Origin of the sequence: Rivihabitans pingtungensis (genome assembly GCF_003201855.1) — a bacterium.
In the GTDB taxonomy this organism is placed as follows: Bacteria; Pseudomonadota; Gammaproteobacteria; order Burkholderiales; family Aquaspirillaceae; genus Rivihabitans; species Rivihabitans pingtungensis.
On the sequence record NZ_QJKI01000038.1, the window covers coordinates 1 to 16,899 of the forward strand.

Here is a 16,899-nt window from a genome sequence, read left to right on the forward strand (position 1 = left end):
CGCTTCCGGCGTTTGGCCAGAGCTTACGAGAAGCTGCCGCAGACGCTGGCTGGATTACATTACGTGGCGTTTGCCATGTTGATGCTGCCGCACCTTCCTGATGTTGTTGGGATGGTTCAGAACATGCTCTAGGCTACGGCGATATCACTCCAGTCGCTGTAGTTACCAAGCTGGCAGTGGCTATCGAAAACATATTGAGCTTTGTATTATTTGCATTCACCATTGCAGCAGTAACAAATTTTGCTGGCAGTAAAAGAAGATGAACTCTACTGGCAGCATCCCTGTGTTGATCCATGCATAACAAGGCGCTCAACCCCGCTCCCTTCGGTCGCTGGACGCTGCGCGATAAAGCCGCGCAGCGCCGGTTAGCTCTACGTTAGACCTGACGCTCTCAAGAACCAAGTGCAACACTCTGCTACCGCATTCCGGAGCCGTCATTGCGGCAAACCCTGACGTATGACCAGGGCCGGGAGATGAGCCGGCACAAAGAGCTGACCGAGCGCACGGGCGTTTGAGTGTACTTTGCTGACCCACACAGCCCAACGAGGCGGCGGTCAGGGCCAGCAGCGCGCGGGTGAATATGGCGGGGTTCCTTGGCGATAGGTAAACCCAATACCTTACGCCAGACCATAAACCTGCCTACCCCGGCCGCCCAGACAGGGTTTACACCAGGTTCAGCCGCACGTCGATATTGTTGCGGGTGGCGTTGGAATACGGGCAGACGATATGCGCGCGTTCGATCAGCGTCTGCGCCAGTTCGCGGTCCATGCCCGGCAGGCTGATGCGCAGGTCCACTTCAATGCCAAAGCCGTTGGGGATGGCGCCGATGCCCACGTCGCCGCTGACGCTGACGTCGGCCGGCAGCGGCAGCTTGTCGCGGGCGGCGACAAACTTCATGGCGCCCAAAAAGCAGGCGCTATAGCCTGCGGCAAACAGTTGCTCGGGGTTGGTGCCGACGCCGCCAGCGCCGCCCAGCTCGCGCGGGGTGCTCAGTTGCACATCCAGTTGGTTGTCGCTGGACACGGCGCGGCCGTCACGGCCGCCGGTGGCGGTGGCTTGGGCGCGGTAGAGAACTTTTTCGATCGACATGCTGAGCTCCTTGAGGGATTAGTATTGCTTGCTAATATATCGTGTGCGATATGTTTGTTTAAAAAATCGGCCCACATGGGCGGGCCAGCCGGGGTGTTGCCGTGCTCAGACGTGCTGAAACAAGGCGTCGCGTAAGGTCAGCAGTTGTTTGCGCAGGGCGACAATGTCGTCCTGCGAACAAGACAGCGCCTCGCTCATGCAGCCAGGAATATGCTGCACCTGGGCGTACAGCGCGCGCCCGGCCTCGCTCAGGCTGACAATCACCTGACGCTCGTCGCTGGGTGAGCGGCGGCGGTTGACCAGCCCGCGCGCTTCCAGCCGTTTCAGCAGCGGCGTCAGCGTGGCGGTTTCCAGGTAGAGCTGGCTGCAAATGTCCGACACATTGCGCTCGTCGCGCTCCCACAGCACCAGCATCACCAGGTATTGCGGGTAGGTGAGGTCCAGCTCGCGCAGCAGGGTGCGATACACCTTATTGACCCCCAACAGGGTCGAATACAGTGCAAAGCACAGCTGGGCGTCCAGTTTCAGCGCCGGGTTGCCGGTGGTGGAGAGGGGTGGTGTGTCTGCCATGTCGGCAATTTATATTGTGCGCGATGTAATTGCAAGCGATTTTTACCTGAAAGCCCACGTGAGCCCATGTGGCCCCTGTCACCTTCCTGACAATTTTCGCCCGCCATGCACGCACAGCATCAAGCAAATATTTGGTTTTAAATGGTTTTTCTTCTGGCCCCGGACTTGCTAATCCAGAGTTCAATCCGGCGGCGCGCGGCGTCGCCCTTGGTTTCCAGGAGGCCAGCCATGCAATCCCCATCTTGGGTCACCATCAACGACACCACCTTGCGCGATGGCGAGCAGTCCGCCGGGGTGGCGTTTTCGCTGAGCGAAAAATTGAGCATTGCCCGCCAGTTGGTCGCCATCGGCGTGCCAGAGCTGGAAATCGGCATCCCGGCGATGGGCGAGGAAGAGCGCGACAGCATCCGCGCGGTGGCGGCGCTGGGCCTGCCGGCGCGGCTGATGGTGTGGAGCCGCATGCACCCGGACGACATCGACGCCTGCGCCGATTTGGGCGCGCATCTGATTGATGTGTCGATTCCGGCGTCGGACCAACACCTGGCCTACAAATTGCGTCAGAACCGCGACTGGCTGCTGCGCACCTTGCCGGACACGCTGGCGCGCGCGGGCGATTTGGGCATGGAGGTGTGCGTGGGCTGTGAAGACGCCTCGCGCGCTGACCTGGGGTTTTTGTGCCAGCTGGCCGAGGTGGCGGCCAAGGCCGGCGCGCGCCGGCTGCGCTTTGCCGACACGCTGGGCATTCTGGAGCCGTTCACCACCTACGAGCGGATTGCCGCCTTGCGCGCGGCCAGCGGGCTGGAGATTGAAATCCACGCCCACGACGACCTGGGCCTGGCCACCGCCAACACCCTGGCCGCCTGTCGCGGCGGCGCCACCCACGCCAACACCACGGTGAACGGCCTGGGCGAGCGCGCCGGCAATGCGCCGCTGGAAGAAGTGGTGCTGGGGCTGGCCAAGCTGCACGGCATCGCCACCGGGGTGGATTTAAAGCATTTTCTGGCGCTGTCGCAGCAGGTGGCGACGGCGTCCGGGCGCACGGTGTCCTGGCAAAAAAGCCTGGTCGGGCAAGGGGTGTTCACCCATGAGGCGGGCATCCATGTCGATGGCCTGCTGAAACACCCGGACAACTACCAGGGCTTTGACCCCAGCGAGGTGGGCCGCAGCCACCGCATTGTGCTGGGCAAGCATTCTGGCCCGCGCGCGGTGATGACGGTGTACGCCGGCTTGGGCGTGCATCTGGATATGGCGATGGCCGAGCGCCTGCTGGCGCGGGTGCGCGCCTTTGTGCTGGCGCGCAAGCGCCCGCCGGAAAACCCCGAACTGTTGAATTTGCTGAGCGATGAGGAGATGGCCCGCCATGTCTGATGCCTGCACCCTGAGTCCGCCGATGACTGATGACGCTTCCCGCCCGCTGGGCCTGGCCGCGCAACTGCGCGAGGATTTGCACTGCGTGTTTCAGCGCGACCCGGCCGCGCGCACCCGTTTTGAGGTGCTGACCACCTACCCCGGCGTGCACGCCATTCTGGGCCACCGTCTCGCCCACCGGCTGTGGACGCGCGGCTGGCGCTACCCGGCGCGGCTGTTGAGCTTTGCCGTGCGGCTGTTCACCAATGTGGACATCCACCCTGGCGCAGTGATTGGCCGCCGCTTTTTTATCGACCACGGCGCCTGCGTGGTGATTGGCGAAACCGCCGAGGTGGGCGACGACGTGACGCTGTATCACGGCGTGACGCTGGGCGGCACCTCCTGGAAGCAGGGCAAGCGCCACCCCACCTTGTCGGATGGCGTGGTGGTGGGCGCCGGCGCCAAGATTCTTGGGCCGATTGTGGTTGGCCCGCGCGTGCGGGTGGGGGCCAATTCGGTGGTGATCAAGGATGTGCCGGAAGACGCCACCGTGGTGGGCGTGCCCGGTCGGGTGGTGACCAGTCGCCGCCAGGGCCAGGAAGATGTGCAGGCGCGGCTGGATCATCACCTGCTGCCCGACCCGGTGGCGCGCTCGATCAGCTGCCTGGTCGATCGCATCGACCAACTGGAGCGTGAGCTGGCGCTGTTGCGCGGGCAAACGCCGCCCCATTCTGACGACGGCCACTGTCGCACCTGTTCGGCCGGCGACCTGTGCTGCGAGCAGGTGGATGCTGCCGCGCCGCAGGTGATTGAAGTGACAAAGGCCTGAACCATGGACTTGCTGGATTTTACCGACTGTGCGCTGTACTTCGAGGCGGAGCTCTCGCCCGAAGTGGAACAGCTGATGCATCGCGCCGCAGAGTGCTACGGCGAACCCGAAGCCGAGCTGGCCCTGCTGCGCGCCTTTTTGCACGCCCCGGACAGCCTGACCGTGCTGGTGGGGCTGTACCGCTATTACTTTTATCAGCACCGCCTGGCCGAAGCGCTGGACGTGGCTTACCGCGCCATGCGCCTGGCCAGCGCGCGGCTGGGCATATCGGACGACTGGCGGCGGCTGGACGAGCACGGCCTGGCGGTGGCCGCCGCGCAATCGTTTGGTTTGCTGCGTTTTTATTTGCTGGCGCTGAAAGCTGCCGGCGTGGTGCTGCTGCGGTTGGGCGACATCGACAACGCCCGCGACCACTTGAGCAAACTGGCCGCGCTGGATCAGCGCGACCAACTTGGCGCCAGCGCCTTGCTGGACATCATCGACCCCGTTCCCGACGTTTCCGCTGCCTGAAGGAGAGCCCCATGGATACCGATCTGTCTTTACTGGAAGCACTGGACGAACTCTCCAGCGCCGAGGATTTTCTGGATTACTTCAGCGTGCCCTACACCCCGTCGGTGGTGCAGGTGAACCGCCTGCACATCCTGCAGCGCTTTCACGACTACCTGGGCCGCTACGCCGCCAATATGCCGCCGGAAGAATCCGCCCAGCGCAGCATCTACCGGCTGTGGCTGGAGCGCGCCTACCTGGATTTTGTCGAATCCGACGCGCTGACCGAAAAAGTGTTCCGCGTGTTCCAGCAGCATGACCTGCCGGGCGGCGGCCACACCTCGTTTGTGTCGCTGGATCGGGTGTTCTCGTCATGATGAACGCGCGCTGGGAGTACGGCGACGGGGTCCGCTTGGTGCGCAACGTCAAAAACGACGGCACCTACCCCGGAATGGCGGTGGGCGCGCCGCTGGTGCGGCGCGGCAGCATTGGCCATGTGGTCGATATCGGCACCTTTTTGCAGGATCAGGTGATTTATTCGGTGCATTTTCTGGAAGACGGCCGCATTGTCGGCTGTCGCGAAGAAGAGCTGATCGACATCAACGACCCATGGACGCCCTCGCGCTTTGAGTTTCGCGACAAAGTCTGTCCGCGCGTGCCGCTGACCCTGGGCGGCGAAACGTTGACCCCGGCCGGCGCGGTGGGCGAGGTGCTGCGGGTGATCCGCGATGCGCCGGGCGGCGTGGCCTATCACCTGCACTTTGCCGAGCAACTGCCCGGCCGGGTGTTTCAGGTGGCGGAAACCCTGCTGGACCCAGCCGCCGGCTGGATTCCGGCCGGAGAAGAAGAGGTGGAGCACGATGCCAGCCTATCTTGAACTGAAACTCTCCTGGGAGCTGTTCCAGCGCGCGCCGCAGGCGCTGAACGCCGAAGAACGCGCCAAACTGGACAAAATCGCCCGCCGCCAGCAACAGCTGGAGGCGGCGATTTTATCCAGCCGCGAAGCAGAAGACGTGCGGGTGGGCGACGCCGAGCTGCACGCGCGGCTGGACACGCTCGCCGCGCGTTACGCCAGCCCCGAAGAATTGACCACCGAGTTGAACGCCGTCGGGCTGAACCAAGCCAGCCTGGCCGAGGCGGTGTTGCGCGATTTGCGGGTGGAGGCGCTGCTGGAGCATGTGGCCAGCAAAACCGAACTGGCCAGCGACGAAGACGCCGAGCGTTACTACCGCGAGCATCCGCAGGCGTTCAGCCGGCCGGAAACCCGCACCATGCGCCATATTCTGGTGACCTTCAATAACTCGCGCGAGCAGGTCAAGGCCTTGGCGCTCTTGGACAAGGTGCGCCGCACCCTGGTGGACGAAGACAGCTTCGCCAAGGCGGCGCTGCGCTATTCGCACTGCCCCACCGCCATGCAGGGCGGCGCGCTGGGCACGCTCAAGCGCGGCCAGCTGTTTCCCGAACTGGAGCCCTCGGCATTTGGCATGGATGCCGGCGAAGTGTCCGACCCGATCGAATCGCCGATTGGCCTGCACATTCTGCGCTGCGACGCCATCCAGAGCGGCGAGACGGTGAGCTTTACCCAGGCGCGGGAGAAAATCCTCAGCCATATGAACGACAAACGCCGCGAAGCGGCGCAAAAAGCCTGGATTGTCTGTCAATTGGCGCGCACGAGCAGCGCCCAGACCATCGGCTAAGAGACTTGATGAAACAAAAAACCGGGTGCGGCCATGCCGTTTACCCGGTTTTTTCGTGTGCGCAGTATGGGGTCAGACCGCGCCGCGCGTAGTGATGCACGCAGGCGGTTTCTCAGCCCGCCACCGCCACATTCACCAGCGTGGGCTGCAATACCCGCACCACGTCAGCCGGATCAACCCCAATCAAATAGCCGCGTTTGCCGCCATTCAGATAGATGCGCGGCAGCTCGGCGATGCTGGCTTCCATATACACCGGCATGGCCTGGCGCGTGCCAAATGGGCTGGTGCCGCCCACTTGATAGCCGGAGTGTTTGTCGGCAATCGCCGGCGGGCAGGGCTCGATGCTTTTTACCGCCAATTGGCGGGCCAGGTTCTTGGTGGAGACTTCGCAATCGCCGTGCATCAGCACCACCAGCGGGCGTTTTTGTTCGTCGTGCATGATCAGGGTTTTGATCACGGCGTGTTCGTCCACGCCCAGTTCGCGGGCCGAGACGCGGGTGCCGCCTTTTTCTTCGTAGGCGTACAGGTGATCCGTCCACGCCACATGGTGGGCGCGCAGCATGCGGATGGCCTGGGTGACAGGGGGTTTCTGGCTCATGGTGAAAAACAGCGACAGAGAAAGAAAACCCGCAGTGTAGCGCTGCCGGCAGACAGGGGGCCAGATGCAAACGCGGGCGGGAGTTGCCTCCCGCCCGCGTTCAGGCTGACATCAACACACCGCGCTTACTTGCTGGCGGCTTTGTCCGGGTAGCGATGGCACAGGCGCAACGCCTGCGGATAGGGATAGAAGTTGTCCATCTTGCCGGCGCGGATATTGGCCTGCTGGGTGCGCCAGAAGGCAGGCGACAGCAGGTCGCGGTGATACTTGATGAAGAACTTGCGCACCAGCGGGTCGCCCAGCAGGAAAGAGGCGAATTCTTCCGGGAAGATATCGTTCTTGGCCACTGGATACCACGGCTCGGACGCCATTTCGTACTCGGGCGACGGCGGCTCGGGGATGTCCCGGAAGTTGCAGTCGGTCATGTACTCGATTTCGTCGTAGTCGTAGAAAATCACCCGGCCATAGCGCGTCACGCCAAAGTTTTTGAACAGCATGTCGCCAGAGAAGATATTGGCCTGGGCCAGGTCTTTGATGGCGTCGCCGTATTCGCGCACGGCGTGTTCTTTTTCTTCCGGGGTGGCGTTGTCCAGATAGATGTTCAGCGGCTTCATCCGCCGTTCGATGTACAAGTGCTTGATCACCAGCGTGTCGTCGGTTTCTTCCAGCAGCGACGGCGCCAGGGTGCGCAGCTCGGTGAGCAGCTCTTCGGTAAAGCGCTTTTTCGGGAAGGCGACGTTGGAGTATTCCAGCGTGTCGGCCATGCGGCCCACCCGGTCGTGGCGCTTCACCAGCAGGTATTTGGCCTTGACGGTGGGGCGGTCCACTTCTTTCGAGCTGCCAAACACATCTTTGATCAGCTTGAACACAAAGGGGTAAGACGGCAGGGTGAACACCAGCATCACCAGGCCGCGAATGCCCGGCGCGATGATGAAATCATCGTTGGAGTGCTGCAAGTGGTGCATGAAGTCGCGGTAGAAGGTGTTCTTGCCCTGTTTTTGCAGGCCAAGCATGGTGTAGATCTCGGCCTTGGTTTTCCAGGGCAGCATGCCGCGCAAAAACTGCACATAGCCCGAGGGGACTTCCATGTCCACCAGGAAGTAGGCGCGGCTGAACGAGAACAGCACGCCAATGCGCCATGGCTCCAAGAGCACGGTGTCGATTTCCAGCTCGCCGTCGTCGTTGTGCATGATGCACAGCGCAAACGGGTAGCTTTGATTGCCGTTGATCACCTTGCCCATGATGTAGGCGGATTTATTGCGGTAAAAACCAGAATACAGCACCTGGATCTGGTAATTGACGTCCGGTGTGGCCCACTGGCCGCCCAGATGCTCGCGCGCGGCGCGCATTACCTTGACGATGTCGCGTCTGAGGTGGGCAAAGGGACGGTTCCAGCCAAAATCGGCCACAATCTGTTCCAGCGTCTGGCACAGACCCTTGGGGCCGGGGTAATAGCTGCGGTAAATCGGCGGGTCAGACTCGATATATTCCGTAGAAATCACCGGGCGGGTGAAAATGAAATCACTGTTGAAATAATCGCGGTCCAGAATACGACAGAACACCGAGTTGAAAAACGTCTCGGCCAGCTCTGGCTGTTTGTGGTTCATCAGCATGCCGATGAAGTACAGCTTGACCTGCTGCCAGGTGCTGTCGTCCAGCGCGTCGGCATGGAAGCGGCATTGCAGCTGCTCGACGGTTTCCATCACCCGTTCGGTGTAAAACTGGATGCGCTCGGTGATGGCGCGCTGCATGGCGTGCCAGTCGCCTTGGTCGAAGTATTCCTTGGCGTTGCGCGAGCATTCGCGAAACAGAAAATAGTGCTTGTTAAAGCCTTTGATCAGGGTCTGGGCAATGTCCCAGGCTACGGCGTTGAGTTCGGACGGTGTGTTCATCGGCGGCGGTCGGAGGATGGACAAAGTTCCGGCCGAACGGACGCCTGATGCGCGGGCGAGTTGGCCGGCGTGACAAGGCAAGGGCGCGGGTGAGGGCTTGCCGGCGCGGCGCCCATGCGGGCGCCGGGGTCAACGTGGATCAGCGGCGTCGACCGGCATGACGGGCGCGCACGCCGGGCCGGGGTGGGGCCGGGCGGTCAGCTCGCGACATGGCACGGTCATGGTGCGCTGGTTTGCCGCCATTGGCAAGAGGCGGCGCGCTGACGGTCAGCTGGCGCAGCTCGCCCGGCAGCAAGTCGCCCAAAGACCAGGGGCCAATGGCGGCGCGCACCAGGCGCAGCGTGGGGTGGCCCACCTTGGCGGTCATGCGCCGCACCTGGCGGTTTTTGCCTTCGTGGATGATGATTTCCAGCCAGCTGTCCGGCACGCTCTGGCGCACGCGGATGGGGGGCGTGCGCGGCCACAGGCTGGGCGGGTCGATGCGCCGCACCTGGGCGGGCTGGGTGACAAAGTCGCCTAAATCCACCCCGGCGCGCAGCTGGGCCAGCGCGGCGTCGTCGGGAATGCCCTCTACCTGGGCCCAGTAGGTTTTTGGCAGTTTGCATCCCGGATGGCTGATCTGGTGTTGCAGTGCGCCATCGGCAGTGAGCAGCAACAGCCCCTCGCTGTCGGTGTCCAGCCGGCCGGCGGGATAAACGTCGGGGATGCGGACATAGTCCGCCAGGCTGGGATGCTTGGGGTGCGCGGAAAACTGGCAGATCACGCCATAAGGTTTGTTGAACAGGATCAGTTCCGACATTTGCGGCTTTCTGGTGAATGCTGACGATTTGATGCCTTGTTCATGTTGCGGGACAGCATGAATAGGCGGTGCGGCGGATGCGAAACAGCGCATGGATGCGCGAAATCGAACATCCTCTAGCTTAGGCAACGGTTTTACGCGATAATATCAGGCTGAGGAGACGCGAAAAATTTCGATACCTATAACTTGTCCGTCGCACGCTCTGCCGCGACCGGCTCGCACTCTCCCCGCCCGAATTTGATTCCAACACGATCTGTTCATGCGCATGTCGAGAACCCGTCCGACCTCTGCCCCGCCACAGGCAGCCGTCATTCTGCTGTCGGCCACAAGCCGGCGTCCGGGTGCTTTGCAACATGCGCGCGCACTCCCACCCTACAATCCATGATGGAGCAGGCATGACGACTTCCCACATTACCGTACCCCAAGGCGGCCAGAAAATCGTTCCGGGTCAGGCTATCCCCGACAATCCGATCATCCCGTTCATCGAAGGCGACGGCATCGGCATCGACATCACCCCGGTGATGATCAAGGTGGTGGACGCCGCAGTGTCCAAGGCCTACAACAACAGCAAGAAAATTCACTGGATGGAAATCTACGCCGGTGAAAAATCCACCCGCGTGTACGGCGGCGATGTGTGGCTGCCGGAAGAAACCATGGCTGCCCTGAAAGACTACGTGGTGTCGATCAAGGGCCCGATGACCACCCCGGTGGGCGGCGGTATCCGTTCGCTGAACGTGGCCCTGCGCCAGGAGCTGGATCTGTACGTCTGCCTGCGCCCGGTGCGCTACTTCACTGGCGTGCCCTCGCCGCTGAAGCGCCCGGACCTGACCGACATGGTGATCTTCCGTGAAAACACCGAAGACATCTACGCCGGCATCGAATGGCAAGCCGAAACCGACGGCGCCAAGAAGCTGATCAACTTCCTGCAAACCGAAATGGGCGTGAAGAAGATCCGCTTCCCGGAAACCTCCGGCATCGGCATCAAGCCGGTGTCCAAGCAAGGTACCGAGCGCCTGGTGCGCAAGGCCATCCAGTACGCCATCGACAACGATCGCAAGTCGGTGACCATCGTGCACAAGGGCAACATCATGAAGTTCACCGAAGGTGGCTTCCGTGACTGGGCCTACGACCTGGCCAAGAACGAATTTGGCGCCCAGCTGGTGGATGGCGGCCCGTGGTGCAAGTTCACCAACCCGAAGACCGGCAAGGACGTCATCGTCAAAGACGCCATTGCTGACGCCTTCCTGCAACAAATCCTGCTGCGTCCGGCCGAATACGATGTGATCGCCACTTGCAACCTGAACGGCGACTACATCTCTGACGCGCTGGCCGCGCAAGTGGGCGGCATCGGCATCGCCCCGGGCGCGAACCTGTCTGACAGCGTGGCGATGTTTGAAGCCACCCACGGCACCGCGCCGAAGTACGCTGGTCTGGACAAGGTGAACCCGGGTTCGCTGATCCTGTCGGCCGAAATGATGCTGCGCCACATGGGCTGGACCGAAGCCGCCGACCTGATCATCAGCTCGATGGAAAAAGCCATCGGCGACAAGGTGGTGACGTATGACTTTGCCCGTCTGATGGACGGCGCTACCGAAGTCAGCTGCTCGGCCTTTGGCGATGCCATGATCGAGCGCATGTAATCTCTGCGCCAGCAACAAAAAACCCGCCGGAAGGCGGGTTTTTTGTTGCCTGTGCCCTGCGCGCCAAACGCGCCGGGCACTGCATTCCATGGGCTATTAGCTAGCCGACTGGATGTTGGCGGCTTGCTTGCCCTTCGGGCCTTGGGCGACGTCAAAGCTGACGCGCTCGCCTTCCTTCAGGGTTTTGAAGCCATTCATGTTGATTGCGGAGAAGTGCGCAAACAGGTCTTCGCCACCATCATCCGGAGTGATGAAGCCAAAACCTTTTGCGTCGTTAAACCATTTCACGATACCAGTTGCCATCTTGCTTGTTTCCTTAAAAAAACGGGGCCATCCCCCGAAAGCGCATGGGCATTTATATCATATATTCATGCCCGCGGAAGCCCTTGATGACAAGATCAGTATTTGTACTGATGACGAATTTCCCCTGAATCTGGTATGAAACTAGGTAGAAACCCTGAATTATTCAGCATGGGCTGCCACTGCGCTGGCGAAATATGCATGAAAAAACCCGCTTTAGCGGGTTGTGCTCACGCAAACCGTCTCAGTTCAATTACTGGGACTGAATGTTGGAGGCTTGCTTACCCTTCGGACCTTGGGTCACTTCGAAGGTCACGCGTTGGCCTTCTTTCAGGGTTTTGAAGCCGTTCATATTGATTGCGGAGAAGTGCGCGAACAGGTCTTCGCCACCATCGTCCGGGGTGATGAAGCCGAAGCCTTTAGCGTCATTGAACCACTTGACGGTACCAGTTGCCATATGTGTTACATCCCTAAACAAAAAACAGGGGTGGGAACCCCGATACTACGAAGCTTTCACTGTGGTGTGTTTTAGCGAGCATCGCGGAGGCAATCCGGTACTGCAAAACGAGGTCAAGCTCGCAACCCGAAGTAAGGTTTTACGTGAGCCGGCACACGCCGTCAAGCGTTTTCGCTGGTTTTACTATCGGCCTGCTCGGGCTGGGACGTTTTTGCACACTGGCATGTCTGGCGTGCACTGTTGCCGGGCGTGTGCGCCATGGTTATGCGCCACGTCGATGCAAAACTGGCCAGCGATTTGCATGTGTCAGGCCAGGAGATGGCACGGTGTGGTTTTTCTGTCGTACGCCATGCCGATGCGTGTGCACACGGCTGAACGGCCTGTGTCTGACTTGTGACAATCGCTGTCGTGGACAGCACAGCGGGCTTGTTCGTTGCATGAAAACAAAACAAGTCATTGTCATTAATCCCCGCCGGAGCGGGCTCCAGCATGGTCTGGCACACGCGGCCGCCATTGGAGCAAGCGTCAGCGGGCTGAATCCGTTAGGATTCTTCACTTGAAAAAGCTTTGGCTGACGCCAAAATGAAAGTAACCAAAGAGCGAGTTCCACCGCTATGCCTAGACGCACACAGGACGATGTTGCACTCGTCCCGATGAAAACACGGACGGCGCCGCCGCCTTTGTACAAAGTTTTACTTTTGAACGATGATTTCACGCCGATGGAGTTTGTGGTGCAAGTTTTGCAACGCATCTTCCGGATGGATCAGGAACAAGCAACCCGAGTCATGCTCACCGTCCACACCGAAGGGCGCGGCGTCTGTGGGGTTTACACCAAAGACATCGCTGCCACCAAGGTGGATCAGGTGCTCGATATGGCCAGGGTTCACCAGCACCCCTTGCAGTGCGTAATGGAGGAAAACGGATGATCGCCCAAGAACTTGAAGTGAGCCTGCACATGGCCTTCATGGACGCACGTCAAAAACGCCATGAGTTCATCAGCGTTGAACACCTGTTGCTGGCCATGCTCGACAACCCCTCTGCCGCCGATGTGTTGCGCGCCTGCGGCGCCAACCTGGATCAGTTGCGCAAGAACCTGTCCGAATTCATCGAACAGCACACGCCGCTGGTATCGGGCACCGATGAAGTGGAAACCCAGCCCACGCTGGGCTTTCAGCGCGTGATCCAGCGCGCCATCCTGCATGTGCAATCGTCCGGCAAAAAAGAAGTCACCGGCGCGAATATCCTGGTCGCCATCTTTGGCGAAAAGGACTCGCACGCGGTGTACTACCTGCACCAGCAGAACATCAGCCGCCTGGATGTGGTCAACTACATCTCGCACGGCATCTCCAAGCAAAAGAGCGGCGAGCAACCGCCGCGCAGCTCGGGCGAGGAGAGCGGCGACGAGCAGGAAACCGCCGGCCATGGTGGCGCGCTGGAGAACTACACGCAAAACCTCAACCAGCAAGCCACCGCCGGCAAGATCGATCCGCTGATCGGCCGTGACCACGAGCTGGAGCGGGTGATCCAGATCCTCTGCCGTCGGCGCAAAAACAACCCGCTGCTGGTCGGCGAGGCCGGCGTGGGCAAAACCGCCATTGCCGAAGGCCTGGCGCGGCGCATCGTGCGCGGCGAAGTGCCGGACGTGCTGGCCGACGCCACCGTCTATTCGCTGGACATGGGCTCGCTGCTGGCCGGCACCAAGTATCGCGGCGACTTTGAGCAACGGCTCAAGAGCGTGATCAAGCAGCTGACCGAGGACAAGCACGCCATCCTGTTCATCGACGAAATCCACACCCTGATCGGGGCGGGGGCGGCGTCGGGCGGCACGCTGGATGCCTCCAACCTGCTCAAGCCGGCCTTGTCCAATGGCTCGCTGCGCTGCATTGGCGCCACCACCTACAACGAGTTCCGCGGCATCTTCGAAAAGGACAACGCGCTGTCGCGCCGCTTCCAGAAGATCGACGTGGCCGAACCGACGGTCGAGCAGACGGTGGAAATCCTCAAGGGGCTGAAATCGCGCTTTGAGGCCCACCACGGCGTCAAGTACACCGCCGCCGCGCTGACCACCGCCGCCGAGCTGGCCGCGCGCTACATCAACGACCGTCACTTGCCGGACAAGGCGATTGACGTGATCGACGAAGCCGGCGCTGCGCAAAAGATTTTGCCCAAGTCGCGGCAGAAGAAGGTGATCAACAAGACCGAGATCGAGGACATCATCACCAAGATTGCCCGCATCCCGGCCAAGACGGTGTCCAACGACGACCGCAGCGCGCTCAAGACCCTGGACCGCGACCTGAAAAACGTGGTGTTTGGCCAGGACGCCGCCATCGACGCGCTGGCCGCCGCCATCAAGATGTCGCGCTCTGGCCTGGGCAACCCGGCCAAGCCGATTGGCTCCTTTCTGTTCTCCGGCCCCACCGGGGTGGGTAAGACCGAAGTGGCCAAGCAGCTGGCCTACACGCTGGGCGTGGAGCTGCTGCGCTTTGATATGTCCGAATACATGGAGCGCCACGCCGTATCGCGGCTGATTGGCGCGCCGCCGGGCTATGTGGGTTTTGAACAGGGCGGCCTGCTCACCGAGCAAGTCACCAAGCACCCGTACGCGGTGTTGCTGCTGGACGAAATCGAAAAAGCCCACCCGGACATCTTCAATGTGCTGTTGCAGGTGATGGACCACGGCACGCTGACCGACAACAACGGCCGCAAGGCGGATTTTCGCAATGTGGTGATCATCATGACCACCAATGCCGGCGCGGAAAGCCTGTCCAAGTCCAGCATCGGCTTTACCAGCAGCAAGGCCAGCGGCGACGAGATGGCCGACATTAAGCGCCTGTTCACCCCGGAATTCCGCAACCGGCTGGACGCCATCATCTCGTTCAAGATGCTGGACGAGGCGATTATCCTGCGCGTGGTGGACAAGTTCCTGATGCAGCTGGAAGCACAGCTGAACGAGAAAAAGGTCGAAATCCACTTCACCGACGCGCTCAAGTCGCACCTGGCCAAACACGGCTTCGACCCGCAAATGGGCGCGCGGCCGATGGCGCGGCTGATCCAGGACACCATCCGCAAAGCCCTGGCCGACGAACTGCTGTTCGGCCGTCTGGCCGACGGCGGCGAAGTGACGGTGGACATGGACGAGCACGACAAGGTGAAACTGGAGTTCGCGGCCAAGGAAAGCAACGCCAAAGACAAAGGCAGCGCCCCGATTCCGGCCTGACTCCAAGCATCCGTGCGCCACTTGGCAACCCCGCTTCGGCGGGGTTTTTCTTGGCTAGATCGATGGAGTTTATGGGCATTCAGCACGGAAAGCCGCAGGTTTTTTCCATCGTCTGTTGCCTGTATTCGGTGCGCAGCCTGTTGTATTAAGCCAGAGCTGGGCAACCGCTGAGTGTCGCAGAAGGCTTGTCTTGGCTAAGAAGTGCCAACAAGACGCGATGAAGTGATTTTGGCAAGATCGCACAACACCACTAAGGGAGCTTCATGAGTGGCTGCATAGCCTATTGGCGTTTAAGTGGCTCTGCTATGTTGGTTAAAACCAGCTTAAGTCAATAGGAAAACATATAAAAATCATGATCATATAGGGCTGTGCCTACAGTCTGTAGACTGAGGTCAACAAGCTACTTGGCTTGTTTAGCAACTATTTTTGTTGGTTGATGTTTTTTTGGTTGCAGAGGATTTCTTTTTTTGGTAAATTTTAGCCCATAAAAAGTATACGAGAGAGCTCCCCCCCATGAAAATCACTGAGTTTGGCAAGCTTGTTCGGAAAGCCCGTCTTGATGCTGAGATTCCGCTCCTACAAATGGCAAATGACCTAGATGTTTCTTCTGCCTTTTTGAGTGGCATGGAAACAGGCCGCAAAAAAATTACAGATGTCTGGGTTCATAGAGTCAAGGAGTATTTTGCGGAGAGCTACGGCATTGACATTCCAAAGTTGGCTGAGGCTGCTGATGTATCCAATAAATCTGTAAGCCTAGAAGGGCTGAATCCAGCTCATCAAATGCTCATTGCTGGGTTTGCAAGAACGTCGCTGAGTGCCGAGCAAATGGAAAATCTTAAAGAACTATTAGCTGCGGCTAATGCAAGAGAGGAGAAGATTGCATGATCGGCAATGGACCGCTTGGCGGATTTCGTGTTGCCGGGCGAAGGGTTGCGGAAATTCGGGTTTCCGCAAACAACGTTCGGCGCATTCTTGGGATAGGAGGGACTCCACAAGACATCAATGTTGGACTTTTGCTTGATCAATTAAGCGTCAAGTACAGTATCACGTACGACGTTCTTGAGTCTGCTGACATGCCACATAGAGACATTGAGGCGTGCTGGGATCCTGACAGCATGACTATGTACATCCGCTCTGATGTATTCCGAAAGGCATGTAGCAATGATTCCCGTGCTCGTTTTACGATCATGCATGAGTTGGGGCATGTGCTCCTTGGTCATCGTAGAACGATCAACCGTTCCAGAGCAGACTGTCAACCGCAGATCTACGAAGACTCTGAATGGCAGGCTAATCAGTTCGCTGCGGAACTGTTGATGCCCTTAGATGTGATCTGTAGTGAGCAGCTAGATACAGCTACTAAGATCGAGAAGCACTTTAGGGTGTCACATCAAGCCGCTGTTCGTCGTATCAATCAACTTAAAAAGCGTGGAGAGCTGCCGTGCTAAAAAAAATGACCTTAGCGCGCCAACGTTAAGGCCATTTTCAGGTAGGCATCAGAAATGTAGCCTGTGCTGGTACTTCAACCGCCGGCAACGTACGTTGAGACGGGTAATTCATGTATTGAGAACACTGAATTTACCATCGAACTTAGCAAGCGTCCATATCCGTAAGCGTTGACAACCATCTGCAAAGGGTTTGAACCATGGGACCAAAAATTGTTCGCGTGAATTCTTATCCTCGGTATCGCTTTGGTAAGTGGGAACAGGTATGTACCCACTACCGTAGCCTTCCGAGTTAAGAAATGAAAACGTGCCGAGAAGATCTTGCTCGTCCATCTGATTTTAAACGTGAAATTTTCAATTTTTTCGTTCTTGGTTGATGGGCTTGGCTTCTCGCCGTGTTCGTAACGCACTAAATTGAGCTAGGGATGCGACAGAGTACCCCTAGTAGCCAGTCACCATGATCTGAACAGATAATAGGCACAGCCGCTGCATACAGGACAGCACAACCCCGCTGAGGAAATCACCATGCCCGCCAT

At 59.6% G+C, this 16,899-nt stretch carries 18 protein-coding genes and 1 pseudogene; 12 read left to right on the forward strand and 7 right to left on the reverse strand.

The window, feature by feature from the left end:
• Positions 1-437: 437 nt before the first annotated feature.
• Positions 438-575: pseudogene (locus tag DFR34_RS17980) on the forward strand (IS30 family transposase); the annotation flags it as partial.
• An 88-nt stretch (positions 576-663) separates the two neighbouring features.
• Here the strand turns inward: DFR34_RS17980 and DFR34_RS16285 are convergent.
• Positions 664-1,089, reverse strand: a complete 426-nt coding sequence (locus DFR34_RS16285) for an organic hydroperoxide resistance protein (RefSeq protein WP_110392213.1) — start codon at positions 1,087-1,089, stop codon at positions 664-666.
• A 105-nt stretch (positions 1,090-1,194) separates the two neighbouring features.
• Positions 1,195-1,659 (reverse strand): MarR family winged helix-turn-helix transcriptional regulator, encoded by a 465-nt coding sequence (locus tag DFR34_RS16290; RefSeq protein WP_110392214.1) that lies wholly within the window; start codon positions 1,657-1,659, stop codon positions 1,195-1,197.
• A gap of 228 nt (positions 1,660-1,887) precedes the next feature.
• On the opposite strand from DFR34_RS16290, the gene nifV reads away from it, so the two are divergent.
• Genes nifV through nifM form a run of 6 tightly spaced genes read left to right on the forward strand, consistent with a single transcriptional unit; the run spans position 1,888 to position 6,018 of the window.
• Positions 1,888-3,027, forward strand: coding sequence for a homocitrate synthase (gene nifV / locus DFR34_RS16295; protein WP_110392215.1), 1,140 nt, complete (start codon positions 1,888-1,890; stop codon positions 3,025-3,027).
• The gene (cysE, locus tag DFR34_RS16300) at positions 3,020-3,835 is read left to right on the forward strand and encodes a serine O-acetyltransferase (RefSeq protein WP_211309465.1); all 816 of its coding nucleotides are present in this window, start codon (positions 3,020-3,022) and stop codon (positions 3,833-3,835) included. Before nifV ends, cysE begins: the two co-directional genes overlap by 8 nt.
• 3 nt (positions 3,836-3,838) lie before the next feature.
• On the forward strand, positions 3,839-4,345 hold the full coding sequence (locus tag DFR34_RS16305) for a tetratricopeptide repeat protein (protein WP_110392216.1): 507 nt from the start codon (positions 3,839-3,841) through the stop codon (positions 4,343-4,345).
• An 11-nt stretch (positions 4,346-4,356) separates the two neighbouring features.
• Positions 4,357-4,698 carry a nitrogenase-stabilizing/protective protein NifW gene (gene nifW, locus DFR34_RS16310; RefSeq protein WP_110392217.1) on the forward strand — a complete coding sequence of 114 codons (342 nt, stop codon included), beginning with the start codon at positions 4,357-4,359 and terminating at the stop codon, positions 4,696-4,698.
• Entirely contained in the window at positions 4,695-5,198 is a 504-nt protein-coding gene (locus tag DFR34_RS16315) for a nitrogen fixation protein NifZ (protein ID WP_211309466.1), read from the forward strand. The genes nifW and DFR34_RS16315 overlap by 4 nt, the downstream gene beginning before the upstream one ends.
• Positions 5,182-6,018, forward strand: a complete 837-nt coding sequence (gene nifM / locus DFR34_RS16320) for a nitrogen fixation protein NifM (RefSeq protein ID WP_158281872.1) — start codon at positions 5,182-5,184, stop codon at positions 6,016-6,018. Before DFR34_RS16315 ends, nifM begins: the two co-directional genes overlap by 17 nt.
• Before the next feature lie 112 nt (positions 6,019-6,130).
• Here nifM and ybaK read toward each other — a convergent pair whose 3' ends face one another.
• From ybaK to DFR34_RS16335, 3 genes are all read right to left on the reverse strand, one after another.
• The gene (gene ybaK, locus DFR34_RS16325) at positions 6,131-6,616 is read right to left on the reverse strand and encodes a Cys-tRNA(Pro) deacylase (RefSeq protein WP_110392220.1); all 486 of its coding nucleotides are present in this window, start codon (positions 6,614-6,616) and stop codon (positions 6,131-6,133) included.
• 125 nt (positions 6,617-6,741) lie between these two features.
• Entirely contained in the window at positions 6,742-8,508 is a 1,767-nt protein-coding gene (aceK, locus tag DFR34_RS16330; protein WP_110392221.1) for a bifunctional isocitrate dehydrogenase kinase/phosphatase, read from the reverse strand.
• Between the two features lie 139 nt (positions 8,509-8,647).
• Positions 8,648-9,307 (reverse strand): pseudouridine synthase, encoded by a 660-nt coding sequence (locus DFR34_RS16335; RefSeq protein WP_110392222.1) that lies wholly within the window; start codon positions 9,305-9,307, stop codon positions 8,648-8,650.
• A 395-nt stretch (positions 9,308-9,702) separates the two neighbouring features.
• On the opposite strand from DFR34_RS16335, the gene icd reads away from it, so the two are divergent.
• A complete protein-coding gene (gene icd, locus DFR34_RS16340; RefSeq protein ID WP_110392223.1) occupies positions 9,703-10,947 on the forward strand; it encodes an NADP-dependent isocitrate dehydrogenase in 1,245 nt (414 codons plus the stop codon).
• A 96-nt stretch (positions 10,948-11,043) separates the two neighbouring features.
• On the opposite strand, the gene DFR34_RS16345 is transcribed toward icd, so the two are convergent.
• Both DFR34_RS16345 and DFR34_RS16350 read right to left on the reverse strand, forming a co-directional pair.
• Positions 11,044-11,250 (reverse strand): cold-shock protein, encoded by a 207-nt coding sequence (locus tag DFR34_RS16345; RefSeq protein ID WP_110392224.1) that lies wholly within the window; start codon positions 11,248-11,250, stop codon positions 11,044-11,046.
• Positions 11,251-11,500: 250 nt separating this feature from the next.
• A complete protein-coding gene (locus DFR34_RS16350) occupies positions 11,501-11,704 on the reverse strand; it encodes a cold-shock protein (protein ID WP_110392225.1) in 204 nt (67 codons plus the stop codon).
• A gap of 614 nt (positions 11,705-12,318) precedes the next feature.
• On the opposite strand from DFR34_RS16350, the gene clpS reads away from it, so the two are divergent.
• The 4 genes from clpS to DFR34_RS16370 all read left to right on the forward strand — a co-directional run bounded on the left by clpS (position 12,319) and on the right by DFR34_RS16370 (position 16,366).
• Positions 12,319-12,630: an ATP-dependent Clp protease adapter ClpS gene (gene clpS / locus DFR34_RS16355; RefSeq protein ID WP_110392226.1), complete on the forward strand. Its 312-nt coding sequence runs from the start codon at positions 12,319-12,321 to the stop codon at positions 12,628-12,630.
• On the forward strand, positions 12,627-14,921 hold the full coding sequence (clpA, locus tag DFR34_RS16360) for an ATP-dependent Clp protease ATP-binding subunit ClpA (protein WP_110392227.1): 2,295 nt from the start codon (positions 12,627-12,629) through the stop codon (positions 14,919-14,921). Before clpS ends, clpA begins: the two co-directional genes overlap by 4 nt.
• Positions 14,922-15,434: 513 nt before the next feature.
• On the forward strand, positions 15,435-15,806 hold the full coding sequence (locus DFR34_RS16365; protein ID WP_110392228.1) for a helix-turn-helix domain-containing protein: 372 nt from the start codon (positions 15,435-15,437) through the stop codon (positions 15,804-15,806).
• Positions 15,803-16,366, forward strand: coding sequence for an ImmA/IrrE family metallo-endopeptidase (locus DFR34_RS16370; RefSeq protein WP_110392229.1), 564 nt, complete (start codon positions 15,803-15,805; stop codon positions 16,364-16,366). Before DFR34_RS16365 ends, DFR34_RS16370 begins: the two co-directional genes overlap by 4 nt.
• Positions 16,367-16,899: the final 533 nt, after the last annotated feature.